10 protein-coding genes and 1 pseudogene are annotated in these 13817 nt (G+C 62.0%); 4 read left to right on the top strand and 7 right to left on the bottom strand.

Translation table 11 applies throughout. The features are described 5' to 3' along the window. Nucleotides 1-103: 103 nt before the first annotated feature. A complete protein-coding gene (locus ACNO8X_RS22705; protein WP_418002815.1) occupies nucleotides 104-1555 on the bottom strand; it encodes an aldehyde dehydrogenase family protein in 1452 nt (483 codons plus the stop codon). A 9-nt stretch (nucleotides 1556-1564) separates the two neighbouring features. Continuing rightward, nucleotides 1565-3058 carry an AMP-binding protein gene (locus ACNO8X_RS22700; RefSeq protein ID WP_418002814.1) on the bottom strand — a complete coding sequence of 498 codons (1494 nt, stop codon included), beginning with the start codon at nucleotides 3056-3058 and terminating at the stop codon, nucleotides 1565-1567. 488 nt (nucleotides 3059-3546) lie between these two features. Here ACNO8X_RS22700 and ACNO8X_RS22695 point away from each other — a divergent pair, with 488 nt between their 5' ends. Together ACNO8X_RS22695 and ACNO8X_RS22690 are read left to right on the top strand one after the other, a co-directional pair. Then, nucleotides 3547-4875, top strand: coding sequence for a geranylgeranyl reductase family protein (locus tag ACNO8X_RS22695; protein WP_418002813.1), 1329 nt, complete (start codon nucleotides 3547-3549; stop codon nucleotides 4873-4875). A 601-nt stretch (nucleotides 4876-5476) separates the two neighbouring features. Continuing rightward, a pseudogene (locus ACNO8X_RS22690) lies at nucleotides 5477-6649 on the top strand (IS3 family transposase). Nucleotides 6650-7069: 420 nt separating this feature from the next. Here the strand turns inward: ACNO8X_RS22690 and ACNO8X_RS22685 are convergent. From ACNO8X_RS22685 to ACNO8X_RS22675, 3 genes are read right to left on the bottom strand one after another with little or no spacing between them, the layout of a single operon-like run. After that, complete coding sequence (locus ACNO8X_RS22685; RefSeq protein ID WP_418002812.1) at nucleotides 7070-8215, bottom strand: Rieske 2Fe-2S domain-containing protein; 1146 nt, start codon at nucleotides 8213-8215, stop codon at nucleotides 7070-7072. A gap of 43 nt (nucleotides 8216-8258) precedes the next feature. After that, nucleotides 8259-9077, bottom strand: a complete 819-nt coding sequence (locus tag ACNO8X_RS22680) for an SDR family NAD(P)-dependent oxidoreductase (RefSeq protein ID WP_418002811.1) — start codon at nucleotides 9075-9077, stop codon at nucleotides 8259-8261. After that, nucleotides 9074-9541, bottom strand: a complete 468-nt coding sequence (locus tag ACNO8X_RS22675) for a nuclear transport factor 2 family protein (RefSeq protein ID WP_418002810.1) — start codon at nucleotides 9539-9541, stop codon at nucleotides 9074-9076. Before ACNO8X_RS22675 ends, ACNO8X_RS22680 begins: the two co-directional genes overlap by 4 nt. A 142-nt stretch (nucleotides 9542-9683) precedes the next feature. Here ACNO8X_RS22675 and ACNO8X_RS22670 point away from each other — a divergent pair, with 142 nt between their 5' ends. After that, complete coding sequence (locus ACNO8X_RS22670) at nucleotides 9684-10565, top strand: helix-turn-helix domain-containing protein (RefSeq protein ID WP_418002809.1); 882 nt, start codon at nucleotides 9684-9686, stop codon at nucleotides 10563-10565. A 48-nt stretch (nucleotides 10566-10613) separates the two neighbouring features. Continuing rightward, nucleotides 10614-11165 carry a nuclear transport factor 2 family protein gene (locus tag ACNO8X_RS22665; protein WP_418002808.1) on the top strand — a complete coding sequence of 184 codons (552 nt, stop codon included), beginning with the start codon at nucleotides 10614-10616 and terminating at the stop codon, nucleotides 11163-11165. Between the two features lie 700 nt (nucleotides 11166-11865). On the opposite strand, the gene ACNO8X_RS22660 is transcribed toward ACNO8X_RS22665, so the two are convergent. Further along, a complete protein-coding gene (locus ACNO8X_RS22660) occupies nucleotides 11866-12816 on the bottom strand; it encodes an oxidoreductase (RefSeq protein WP_418006003.1) in 951 nt (316 codons plus the stop codon). Between the two features lie 90 nt (nucleotides 12817-12906). Then, complete coding sequence (locus ACNO8X_RS22655) at nucleotides 12907-13809, bottom strand: SDR family NAD(P)-dependent oxidoreductase (protein WP_418002807.1); 903 nt, start codon at nucleotides 13807-13809, stop codon at nucleotides 12907-12909. Nucleotides 13810-13817 lie beyond the last annotated feature (8 nt).

Genomic DNA, 13817 nt, shown 5'->3' with positions numbered 1-13817 from the left:
CGTTGCAGATTGATTTGGCAACATGCTGCGCGTATCAATTACTGACCGTTGGAAGCAGGTTGCCGTGAGGCCTGGTGAGAAGATCTCGGGCCGCGGCTCGCTACTAGCCAAGAAGTCGCAGGAGACCTGGCATTATTCGGGACGTTCTCGACAGCATCTTAGGTGTGGCGAGTGAGCTCAATGATGCCCGCCCGTTGTATGTGACAAGTGCGCGGGCGTGGGAGAAAGTCTGGATACTGTACTTGCCGTGGTAATAACCGTACCCGCTATTTCCAATACCTCCGAATGGTACATCGGCGGTCGGGATCATATGCAGCATGAATTCGTTTGAATTCACCGAACCGGTCCTGGTGCAAGCGATCAATGCTTGCTTGCGTTCGTTGTCCGGCCCGTACCAATACATGGTAAGTGGGCAAGGACGGCCGTTGATGAAGTCGATGACCTCCGCTATATCGTCATAGGTATACAGCGAGAGCACGGGGCCGAATATCTCGTCCGCTTCGATGGTCATCCCAGGCGCTAGGCCGGTGATCATGGTGGGTGGTATCTTCCGTGCTTCGCGGTCCGGAAGATTTTCGCGCGGCGGGATGTGCTGATGGACCGTGGCACCCAGTTCTCGGGCATCCTCGATGTGGCCGACAATGCGGTTGTAGTTCGCTTCATTGATGATCGACGTGTAGTCCGGGCTGGACTGAATTTGTGGGCACAAGCGCTGCCAGGTCTCCAGCACACTGGCCACGAAATCCGGAAGTAGTTGTGTGGGGACGAACACGTAATCGGGACTCAGGCATACCTGTCCGCTGTTCATTAGCTTCGCGGCGGCGATCCTGCGGGCTACACGGCTGATGTTGGCGTCCCGGTCCACCACCACGGGGTTCTTACCGCCCAGTTCCAGTGCGACCGGAACTAGGTTGGCGGCACAATCGCGGGCAACTTCACGCCCGATTTCCGGCGAGCCCGTGAAGAAGAACGAGTCGAAGGGCAGCCGCGAGAACGCCGATCCCGGGCCGTAGTCGGCCGTGATGACACTGAATTCAGTGGGGTCGAAGTATTTGGCCACCGCCTCGGCCAGTACTTCACCGGTGCGGGGTGTCTGCGATGAGGGGCGCACCATCACGCGGTTTCCGGCGGCGATGGCGCCCGCGGCGGGCACCATGGACAGCTGGATGGGGAAGTTCCAGGGCCCGGCAACTCCGACCACACCGAGTGGAGTGGGACGGATCTCCTGCGACAGACCCAGCGCTCGGCGCAGCCGGCGGGGTGTTTCCGACTTGACCCACTTTGGCAAGAAGGCTCTTAGCTCGGCGATTTCGGCAACGGTGTACATGACATCAGTGGTCAGCGACAATGTGCGAGGTCTTGTGCCGAAGTCGGCGTCGATGGCTGTCGCCAGCTGTTCGGAGTGACTGACCAGTGCATCCTGCAGCCGTTTGAGCCGGTCGCGCCGGGTGGGGATGCTGGCGACCCCTTCTTGGATGAAGGCTTCCTTCTGCGCGCCAAGCAGGTCCTCCAGGCTTGGCTTCGTCGTAGACAGGTTTGGCTCCGTGATTGTCACATGCACTCCTTACAGATTCTTTTCGCGCGTCGGCGCGTCGACCGCTGCCTGCTGGCCATCGAGTTCATCCAGTGTCGACCTGGTGACCTTTCCAGTACCGGTGCGCTTGAGGTCGGCGATGTAGATGATGTCACGGGGTACCCGCGACCGCGATAATTCTTGTGATACATAGGTTTTGATCTCATCCGTGCTCGGTCCGGGATCACGGGCAAGCACCACGTACGCCTTGAGTCGTTGGCCGAAATCGTCATCGGCCACGGGTATTACTTTGGCGTCCTTGATATCTGGGTGTGCAAGTAAAGTGCCCTCCACTTCCTCGGGGTACACGTTCTCGCCCCCGGACACGATCATTCCGTCACTACGACCAATGACGAAGAGCCGGCCGAACTCGTTGACACATCCGGTATCACCGGTTTTGAGTAGCTCGCCTCTCGTCTCTTTGCGTCGACCATCGGTGTACTCGGGGGAGGTCAAGAAACTGCCGACGTAGATATCGCCGACTTCGCCGACGCCGGCCTCGGCGCCACCGGAATAGATCTTCACCGTCACACCAGTTGGCGGCGAGCCCGCTGACTCCGGATCGGCAATCAAGTCGCAGGGTGTCGCGATGCTGATGAATGCGGCCTCGGTGGCGCCATAGAGATTGTGCAGCACAGAGCCGAACTCCTCGCGCACCGCTTCTACAAGCGATCCTTCGAGCCGCGCACCTCCGGATCCGATGATGCGAATCGCCTTGTGGTCAATGGGCCTGAGCGCCTCGTGGCCGAGGGCCAGCAGCCTGCGGATCATCGTGGGCACCATGATCAGGACGGTGCAGCGGTGCTTAGCGATGAGGTCGACGGCATTGCCTGCGTCGAACCCCGGTCTCAGTACCAGGGTTGCGCCAAGGGCGAGGGCCGAGCAGGCGCAAATGGCTCCCCAGCCGTGATACACCGGCGGAGCAAGGTAGACAACGTCGTCGGGGCGAAACGGAATCTTCTCGAAGAACCCCGCACCGCCGGCTATCGACGGACGTTGACGGTTGCCGCCGCTGCGGCTGCTTCCCTTTGGCGCGCCGGTGCTTCCGCTGGTGAGTATGACCAACTGAGGCGCGTGTTGCGGGCGTTTCGGGCGTCCGGCAGGTGCTCGGGCGATAAGACCGGCCAAGTCGTCATGTGCGTCGCCGGAGGTGCTTCGGGCCGCAATCATGCGACGTACTCCCGGATCTAGTCCATGCAAGCGTTTGGCGAATACCTCGTCGTGGATCAGTAATTGCACGCCTTCTCGGGTGCAGACTTCATTGATTTGTTTACCGCTCATGTCGGTGTTCATCGCGATGACCTTCGCCCCGACCCCAATCGCGCTCATCAGGGCGATGAAAGTGTGTCTGCTGTTCCGGGTCATTATCGCGATGACGGGGCGGTCACCCGGGGGCAGTGTCAAGCGGAGGCCGGTGGTAGCGGCCGAGCAGAGCGCCCCAAGCTCGCGGTATGTCAGAGACCCTTCCGGATCGATGATCGCCACCCGATCGCCATGAAGCCGACTCAGTATTGCGCCACTGGCTGCGGCGCCGCTCCTGAGTGCCTCCCATGCAATCGCAGGGACTGTTCGCAGTGCCGGAAACAAGCCGGCTGACCTCAAGACGGTCAGTCCGTGCCACTCCCGCGCGATCTCAGAACACGCCCCGCGTATGACACCGCCCATATAGCCCGCCTCGCTTGTCTTTGGCGCCTGGCAGCGCCGTTTGGTAGCTGCCATGTGCAACAGAGTCGCCGTAAGATATCACGACTGCCGCATTGTCGGTCCAGGCTTAACTCCTGACCGATTTGCCTACAGAGATGAAATGGACATGTGAACGCACTTATCCCAAGCGTTTTCCGTGGTCGGCGGTGGTGATTGGCGATTGTTGGGGCCGGAACAAGGTGAATCGAATCGCTCTCTGTGTATCATCATCGGCGCAGCTACGGAAGGATGTCATGGACGAGTCTCGGGTGCGTGCGGGTACCGAACCAGTGAGCAAGGAGCTGACAGCCGATGTGTTGGTGATCGGCGCGGGCCCAGCGGGCGCCGCAGCCGCGTCGTGGGCGGCGCGTGGCGGGCGCGATGTGCTGCTCGTCGATATGGCGCGATTTCCGCGGGACAAGACATGTGGCGACGGACTCACGCCTCGGGCTGTCGCGGAGCTGAACCTACTGGGGCTATCGGAATGGGTACTCGAGCATCCGGTGACACGCGGCCTGCACGTCCATGGATGGGGCCGGGATCACCAGTTGCCCTGGAACGGTCAGTCCTTCCCCACCTATGGAGGTGTGATCAGCCGCACCGAGCTCGATAACCGGCTGGTGCAGGTGGCCGAGGCATCGGGTGCGCGTACCTTGTTCGGATACCGCGCGGCCGCAGCTTGTTTCGATGGAGACCGAGTGGCCGGGGTGGAGCTGCGGCCGTCACCCGGGGACGGTGACGACGCGTCGTTGAATGTTTCGGTACGCACTGTTCTTGTCGCAGACGGGGTTCGATCGAAATTCGGTGCGTTGCTGGGGCGCCAGTGGCACCGGGAGAGCGTTTATGGCACGGCCATGCGTGCATTCATGCGTGTGGACCAACAATCGGAATGGCTAGTTGCGCATCTTGCTCCGCCGATGCCTGATGGCTCCTCCCTGCCCGGATATGGCTGGATATTTCCGCTCGGTCACTCTCAGGGGAACGGCCAGTTGGAGGCGGGGCCCGGTCCGCTCGTCAATGTCGGCGTCATCGCGTACTCCGCCAAGAATCACGAGCTGCATTCGGGTTTGTTGCCGCTGCTGGACAGGTACGTGGCCGATGTCCGCGATGAGTTCGGGTTGCGCGGCTCGCCTATGCAGGTCAAGTCGGCGCTGCTGCCGCTGGGTGGAGCGGTGTCTCACATCGCCGGCCGCAACTGGATGTTGCTGGGTGATGCAGCTGGTTGTGTAAACCCTTTCACTGGAGAGGGTATTGACTATGCCTTGGAGAGCGGGCGGTTTGCCATTGAACACTTGGACGAGGCCGACCACAGCGTGACCTGGCCGCACAGGCTGAACTACGAGTATGGGCCAATGTTCGCGGCGACGCGGCGAATCGCCCGCGGCTTCTTCAAGCCGTGGGCACTGAATGGTTTCGGTCAGCACATCATGAAATCGCGTCGGGCGATGACTACCGGCAGCAGGTTGATGTCGAATCTTGTCGCGCCGGCTGACAAGGATCTGCCGGTGCGGCTGGCAAGGCTCGGAGGTTCGTTGGCGCAAAGGCAAGAGGTTCGGCGTCCTTTCCTTACGCCGTCGCATGAGTTTCCTCTGCTCAGTGGCTCCGCACGACGCCGCTGAGTAGACGAGTCCTCGGCCGTGCGTGCGGCGTAATCCTCGTGCTTGACGGCGTCGGACGAAGAAAGCAAACATGACGTTTCAACATGGCGAGGGGTGTAAGTAATCATGAAGTGGGAAAGTTGGTCGATGAACCGCGATCTAGACGCAGTGGCTGGCGCTGCTGGTGTGCGCACTTGGTGTGCGTTTAGGCCTCAGCGGGAATGGCTGACGGTCAAGGTCAGGACTGATTCCTGGTGGGATGTCGTGGACCATCCCGAAGTGATCGTGCACGGTTTGGACGGCTGGATCTTTCTCTCATGCAGTGAATCTGAGGATGGCGATGGGGTCGCCGTGTTGACGTATTACCGAGATTGCACGCCCAGCAACCAGTGGGCACCTACCCCACACAGCTGTAACTAGATAGCTACTCGCAGTCGACGCCAGACGTCCGGCGCGCTGAGCTTGACGACAAGTTCTTGATCCGCCCTGTGGCGGTTCTCCTTCGCAGGGCCAGCGGCGAGAAGCGACCCGCGCATCGGAAATGCCGCCGAGATGTCTTGCAGTTGATTGAACCGCCCCGAGTTTGATGCATACCTTCTTTCGAGGGAAGGTTGTTCGCATCCTGCCGAAGAAGGACGGCGAGGAGTTCAAGGCCCGGGCGGTGCGGTTGGTGACCGACCATGCCGGTGAGTACGGCACCCGGACGGCCTGCATTATGGCGGTGGCCAAGCGGTTGGGAGTCTCGTACGAATCGCTGCGCCGCTGGGTCAACCCAGCCGAGGTCGATGGCGGGGTTCGCGAGGGGGTGCCCAGCGATACGGCGCGCAGTTGCGCGAGCTCAAACGTAAGAACCGTGAGCTTGAGGAAGCCATCGAAATCCTCAAGGCGGCAACAAGTTTCTTCGCGCGGGAGAGCGACCCGCGACACCGCTGATCTGTACGTTCATCGCCGAGCATCGGGCTCGGTTCGGGGTCGCTTCGATCTGCCGCGTGCTCACTGAGCACGGCTGTGTGATTGCCCCGGGAACGTCGATGCCAGCCGGAATCGCTATACGGCGCCACGAAGATGTGGGCTCACCTGCAGCGCCGGGGCATCAGCGTGGCGCGTTGCACCGTGGAGCGCCTGATGCGGGCCAACGGCTGGCGTGGCATCACGCGGCGCAAGAAGGTGCGAACCACGATTGCCGATCCGGGCGCTGAGCGGGCCCCGGATCTGGTGGACCGCCAATTCGGTGTCGATGCTCCGAACGTGTTGCTCGTCGCAGACTTCACGTACGTCCGGTTGGCCTTGGGGGTGTTTCGTGTACACCGCGTTTGCCATCGATGCCTACGCCGGACGGATCGTGGGCTGGACGTGCTCGGCGGGCAAGAGCGATGCCTTCGTGCGCCGGGCGATCCGGCATGCCGCCGAGCTCCGTCACCGCGAAGGTAATCCATTGTTGTACAACACTATTCATCACAGCGATGCCGGGCCCCAATGCACCTCGGTGAAGTTCGGGGAAACCGTGTCGCTCTCTGGGTTGATCCCATCGATCGGGTCGGTGGGCGATGCCTATGACAATGCTCTGGCCGAGACGACGATCGGGTTCTACAAGAACGAAGCCGAGCGCGAGGATTCACCGTTTCGCCGCGGTTTACTGGACCGTCTGACCGACGTGGAACTGCTCACTGCCGACTGGGTGCACTGGTACAACACCGACCGGCTCATGCACCGTCTGGTCCGCATCCCACCGGTCGAATACGAAGCCACCTACTACGCTACGACCACAGCCCAATCGGAGGCTGCACACCAATAACCGGTGAGCATCAAACTCGGGGCCGTTCACTCTGTATGCACGACCTTCGGTGCCTCTGCCGAGACGTAGCCACCAAGTGCCTGCACCGATCCGCTTAGCGGGCCGGTCCCTTAGTCGTCGCCGTGCGGCTTTCGTCCGGCGATCTGGTACTTGACTAGCGCGACCAAAGTCATGGGGTTGCGTGCGATCGCGTTAGCGGCCTGCAGACTCAGTTCTATTTTCTGTTTGAGCGATAGTTGCGGGCTTGGGTCTGTCATTGCTGGGTCTTCCTGTCTCGGTTTGTGCGTTTTGGTTGGATGTTTGGCGGAACCATCGATCCTGCGGTGGTGGGGGTGGCAAGAGTTGCCCCGTGCCCTTTTCCTACAGGTGATTCCATCGGACGCCGTTGGTGAGGCAGGTTACGTCCTTTGCCCGGATGGGTTAGTGATGTTGCGGGATTGGTTCGTGCTCAGCGTTTTTGGATGTCGCGAGGTTGTTGGCGACTTCGGCGGTCCAGATCTCGGCGGCGTTGGTGGTGTCGACCTGGAATTCGAACCGCTGAGTCATCTCGGGTGCGACGTCGGCGGCATCGACGAAGAACTGTTGATACCAGCGGCGCAGGTGATAGACGGGGCCGTCTTCGTCGGTCAGCAGTGGATTTTCCATTCTGGTCTTGCTGCGCCAGATTTCGGCGTCCTGGACGAAGCCGTCGGTAGCGGCCGTGTCGAGGAGGCTGGCCAGGCCGGCGTTGCCGGCGTCGTCGAGCTCAGGCAGTTTCCTCGTAGAGGTGGCCCATTGCAGCTGGAACGAATTGTGATCGATGGGGTAATTGCACAGCAGCAGAATCGAATCGATGTCGAGTTCGCCGACCCGGCTGGTGAGCCGAGCCGGCAGAAAGGCCGGGCCGTGGTAGGTGGAATCGGATACCAGAACGGAGTTTCCGGCGAAATCGGCGCCTGGCCCGGTGTCGGGCCGAACCCGTGAGCGGATGTATTGGCGTGCGGTGTGGCCGTCGAACACGTTGAAGAACTCGTCGACGATCGAGAAATGCACGTAGAAGAAGTGCGCCATGTCGGCGTGGTTGTCGACGACTTCACGCGGATGTGCACCCTCGATGATGGTGGTGTGCCAGGTCCACTCACTCCACTGGGGATTATCGAAGCATTCCAGTTCGGGGATGGTTACCTCCGGTTGTGGAGGGTTGCCTTCGGTGTCGTGCCAGACGAAGAGGATTCCGTTGCGTTCGAGGGTGATCCAGGTGTGTGTGCGGGCTAGTCGAGGTGCGCGTTTGGCGTAGGGGACTTTTCGGCAGACGCCGTCGCCGCTCCAGCGCCAGTCGTGAAATGGGCAGGCAACAGCGCCGTCTTTGAGGGTGCCTTGCGACAGGTCGCCTCCCATATGCCGGCAGTAGCTGTCGATGACCTTCAGTTCGTCGTGTTCGTCGGCGAAAATGACGAGCTTCTGACCAAAAGCGTTGATTCCATGGGGTTTACCGTCTCTGAAGCCTGCCGCCAGGCCTAGCGCGTGCCATCCGCGGGCATATCGTTCGGCGGGCGCGCCGGTGTCGACTTCGCGTACTTCGGTCATGGTTGTACTCCTTTGCATTGACAGGGTGATCTGAGGGACAGGGTTAGCGCATGGCGAGGTAGATGAGTTGGTCAGCGAGGGCAGTGGGCAACAAGTGCAGCAGGCTGCGCTGCAGGTCAGGTCGCACCGAGTAGCGGATGTCGGGATGCTTGCTGGTTGCTGCTTTCCACACCACACGGGCCAGCAACTCCGGGTCGTGTGCACGTCGATGGGCTTGCGCCCCGACTGCGGCCGCTTTGCGCACCAACGGGGCAAATGGTGAGCCCGGGATGACAGCGCGGGCAAATGCGTCGGTGATGCCTTGGGTCAGGGTGGTCTGGAATGGTCCCGGCTGGATGACCACGACCCGTACCCCGACGAACATCAGCTCGCGGCGCAGCGCATCGGAGTACGCCTCGATGGCATGTTTGGTCATCGCGTACGGGCCGCCCAAAGGGACGCCGCGCTGCCAGCCGGTCTCGGAACTGATGTTGATGATCCGGCCCCGACGCCGCTGGACGAGCGGAAAGGCTGCCTTGTTCACGCGATAGGTGCCCAGGACATTGATGTCGAGAATCCGGCACATCCGCTCGTCCGGTATTTCAACGAGGGGGGCGATGTCAAGGACGCCGGCGAAGTTGACGACCGCGTCGAGCCCGTCGGGGCAATGCTTCTCGATGAGGTGGACCGCTTGGTCGATGCTGTCGAGGTCGGTGACATCCATCGCGATCGGGACGAGGTCCGCGCTAGCTGGTGGGGGAACGAGGTCGGCCCCGAAGACCGTCCACCCACGAGCGGCGAACATGCTGGCGGTGCTGCCGCCGAGTCCGCCACCGGCTCCGGTGATCAAGACGCTACGGCGGCCGGGCGGCTCGGTGCTCATCGCGGCGGGGCCGTTGGGGCGGCGGGGGTGATGGTGGCCAGGGCGCGGTCCGGTTCCCAATGCGCACGCAGGGACGTGATCAGTCCCTTGTCGTTGATGGTGTAGACCAGGACCGCGTCAATGGTCATAGCTGTGCCATCGGCGAGGGTTGACGTAATGGTGGCGACGTTGGCACATGCGTTACCGCCGACGAACGAATCGGCCACGTGGAACTGGAAGTTGGCGATGTTGGCCACGGTTTGGTCCCAGAAATGCGCAATCTGGGATGTGCCGCGGTGGCCGAGGCCGTCCGGATCGAGCCAGGATGGACCAACAGGGTCCTCGACAACAGCGTCGGTAGCGAAGAGCGACAACCATTGCTGTTTGGCGCCGACTGCTACGGCCGCGATCGAGCGCCTGCTGGCTGTCCTCGCCGGGTGATCGGCGTCGGGCGCATCCCATTTGATGGCGGTGTTGGCGTTCATGGTCGACGAGTGTTGCAGAGCACCGCCCACAACCGACACGAATATTCGTGTCGGTTGGTTCGAATAGCTGTCTACAGTCGGGGTGTGGCGAGGAGCAGGCACGGTGTGCTTGTCGCCTCACGACCAGGCCGCCAGGAGAATCATGTCCGAGAATGTCGTACCTTCCCCGCCGACGCTGCGGGTCATTCAAATCGTGGAACTGCTCGCCTCGGCTGAACTCCCCGGCACCGTTGCTGATATCGCCGACCGGCTGGAATTGAGCCGCTCGACGGTGGCTGCCATCCTGGTCACCTTGGAGGAGCGCGGATGGGTGGTGCGGCTACCGGACCTGACCTATCGAATCGGTTCGGCCGGTGTCGAATTCGGAGTACGCGCAAGCGCACAACTTCCACTCGGCGGTAGTGTCATCGGTGAAATCGACGGACTCGCGCAACGCGTTGGCTGTGACGCCGCGTTGATCATGGGCAGTGCCACCCATCTGGCGTTCATCTACGTGACCACGGGGTACGGCCGCATCCCCACTCCACTGGGCACCGGCGCCCGAATTCCGTTGCGTGCGCCCATGGGAGCGACCATGGTCGCCTACGCATCGCCGAGCATTCAGCAACAGTGGCTCGACACCGCGCCGCCCGAGTGGCGCCAGGACTTCGCGGACGTCTTCGAGCAAATCCACCGCACCGGTGTCACCGCCTGGGGCCTGGACACGCGCAATCTCGACACCATCATGCTGCTCGGCGATATCGCCAACCACCTGATCGACGACGCCGCCACCGCCCTACGCGAGCGCGTGATCGAACTACTCACCGGCCTGAGCTTGCGCCCCTACCTGGCCCAAACGCTGGCAACGGATCGGGCTCTGCCGATCAGTTGCATATCGGCACCAGTGTTCAACACCGAAGGCGATGCCTGCTGGGAACTGCAACTAGGCCCCATGCATCCAGCGATGCCACGCGCCGAACGCGACCGGTGCATGGACGAATTGGCTTGCACCGCAAACTCCCTGAGCAAGAACATCCATCCCTAACGCCCCACAACCACACATCCACCCGGATCGACACCAAGGAGAATAGCCATGCCCAAATGGAATCGCGATGAGATCGAGGCCGCCTTCGACCACTACCGCAACACTACGAATGAATGCGGAAGCACAGGTGACTGGAATCCGTTCGTCGACCTGTTCACCACCGACGCCACCTACATCGATCATGTCTTGGGCACTCACACCGGTCGTGAGGCGATCCGCGCTTTCATCGTGCCCACGATGGCGGTCTTCCCCGCCAAGCTGATGACCAGCTTTCGACTCGGCTGGCACGTGGTCGACTGCGAGCGCGGCTGGGTGGTCTGCGCGATGTACAACCAGCTCACCGACCCCGGCGACGGCACCGTCTTCGAAGCCCCCAACTGGACGGTCCTGCACTACGCCGGAGACAATCTGTGGAGCTGCGAAGAAGACAACTACAGCCCATTCGAGATCGCGCAAGCCGTAACAGAATGGGGTCGCCACGCCCGCGGACTGGACACGCCACTCGATGATGATGTTGTCGCCGGATTAGCCGCACTCGACAGCTCCGTCGCGGGAGCCGTCGACGACGCGCGCACAACCGTGGCGCCGGGACACGGCTAGCGGAAAAGGTCGCGACTCGCAGCAGGTCGGGAATTATGCTGCAGCCGGCGAACGTGGATGTGAGCGAATCCTCACCGTCAGTGTCTTGCGGTAGACGCTGGGCGGCGTCCACAACACGGTCGCCGCTCTAGCCTGCCAGCCGGCCGCTCGCTGGCCGCTGGGCGGTGCGCGAGCTCGCCGTCCAGGGTAGCGATGATTGGTGTGGTGCTCGCGTAGCTGGGTTTTCAGCTCGGCGAGCTGAGCGGCGCGAATCGCACCGGACTGCAAACTGGCACAACGACTATCGGCCCGAGCCGGATTGGGCTCGAGGATCTACTGCTTCGTACACATGTCTTGAGGTGTTCGGTGCACCTGATCATTTGGGACGGGCTGAGCGAGGCCCGCCGCGCGGAACTCGTTGGCGCCGTGGCCAATGCCCACGGGATCGGCCGCAGCGCCACGCTGCCTCACGACCCGTGGCGACCTGCGCGCAGAGTTTCGCGCGGACCGGCGAGGTGACCGATGAACGTTTCGGGGCTCGAATCTCACCGTCGTGTCGGCAACTACGCTGCCCGCTCTATACGCTTTGCCACCGAGCGATCATCGAGAGCGGGGTGACGATCTTAGAGATCGTGGGCTGCTCGTCCGGCGCATCAAAGACCACGCGGTCGTCCTCACTCGCCGCGAAACGCGCGCTCAGTAGAGATCGATGGCGCCAGGCTTAGTTCAGTTCGCTGAACTGAGCGCCGGTCAATTCGATCGAACGCTCCCACAACTGCACGGCCAGATTCTCGTCGCAGGCTGCGCTCGAGCGCGCCGAATGACCCACAGGCCCACGTATGTCGCCGATGCCGTTGGGGCCCAGGTAATCGCCGTTCTCGACGTCGGGCATGGTTGCCGCGTACAGCTGGCTGAGCGCACCCTGCTCTTCGCTATTTGCGATCATCCGAGTGCCGAGACGCATCAGCGCTACCATGCCTGGAATCGGCGGGGCTATGGACTCAACCAGAGTAGTTGCTGCTAGACCGGGGTGCACACCGACGGAAACGATTGTCGCACCCGACTTTTCGCTGCGTCGTGCGAGTTCCGAACTGAATAGCACGTTCGCGAGCTTCGACTGGTAGTACGCGACGAGCGGCACGTATCGGCGGCCGTCGAAATTCAGGTCGTCGAGCACGATGCGGCCGCGCTTGTGCCCGATGCTGGACAGCGTGATCACACGTGGGGTAGGTGCCTTCAGCAAGGCAGGCAATACGGCGTCGGTAAAAGCGAAGTGTCCCAAATGGTTTATGCCGATCTGCATCTCGAACCCGTCGGCTGTGCGCCCGAACGGTACGGCCATCAGCCCGGCATTGTTGATCAGCACGTCGATCGCAGGGGCGGCGGAGCGTGCCTGCTCGGCAGCGGCGCGCACCGACGACAGGTCGCCCAGGTCGAGCTGTATCAGCGTGTGGTCGGCGTCGGCGTTTACCGCTGTGACCAGTTCCAGTGCTCGCTTGCCGGTCTCTTGATTGCGGCAGGCGAGCAACACGCGTGCGCCGGCACGGGCGAGCGCGGTCGCGGCCTGCAGTCCAAGCCCGTTGTTTGCACCGGTGACGAGGATCACCTTGCCGGACTGGTCGGGGATGTCGGTAGTACGAAAGGTGCTGGCCGCCCGCACTTTGCCTGGCATCTGTATTCCTATTCTGGTCGGTTTCAAATCAACGTGCCGCGACTGGATGCTGGCGGTGGTTTCCTGCGGCACTGCGTCGATCCGTGGATCTCATGACTGGATGCCCTTGCTGCTGGGAACCGACGCTGGAAAGCGGACACCGGTAAGATCCTCGGAAAGAGTCCAGAGCAGCTGTGCCTGTTCATAATTGCGCGAGAGGCTGCTTGAGACGGAAGGCACGACTCGCCGCCCTCGGTATCCGAAACGGGGGCCGTAGAACTCGCCGCCGTAGACCTGATCCCCAAACGCGGCGTGCGCAATGGGCGCCACTCCTTCCGCCACAGTCCCGCCTGCGGCGGTGACCAGAGGCTTCAGCCGCTGCAAGAGGGCGAGTGAGCTGTGGTCATACAAGCCAGTGGAAACCACTCCTGGATGCGCGGCGACCGAGATGACTGGTGAGCCGGCTGCAACCAACCGGCGGTTCAGTTCCCGGGAAAATATCAGGTTGGACGCCTTGGAATTGGCATAGGCGACTGCTCGCCGGTAAGGGTGGCGCAGGAAGAGCGGATCGGCCAGGCTGCCTCGGGTGGCAACTAGGTGCGCGAGGCTTGAGACCGTCACTACCCGGCCTCGGATGCGTTCCAGGAGCAGGCCGGTGAGTGCGAAGTGCCCCAGATGATTTGTGCCGAAGGTGCTTTCGTATCCATCTACGGTCGCGCCATGCGGAACGTTCATGATGCCAGCGTTGTTGATGAGCACGTCGATGGGTTCATCTACGCGGCCGGCGAATGCCCGTACAGATCCCAGGTCCGAGAGGTCGAGCCGTTCGACAATGGTATCGCCGTCGATGCCGTCGGCCACGGCACAAGCGGTGTCGACATTTCGGCAGGCCATGACCACCCTTGCTTTGCGTGCTGCGGCCAGGGTAGCGATCTGTGCGCCGAGCCCGCCGTTGGCACCAGTGATGACGACGGTCTTACCGGTGAGATCGGGCACGGGATTGGCTTCGGGCATTGGTTGTC

This window comes from Mycobacterium sp. PDNC021, assembly GCF_048282635.1.
GTDB lineage: Bacteria > Actinomycetota > Actinomycetes > Mycobacteriales > Mycobacteriaceae > Mycobacterium > Mycobacterium llatzerense.
The sequence above is the reverse complement of the archived record's forward strand: the minus strand, read 5'-3'. Positions and strand labels throughout refer to the sequence as shown.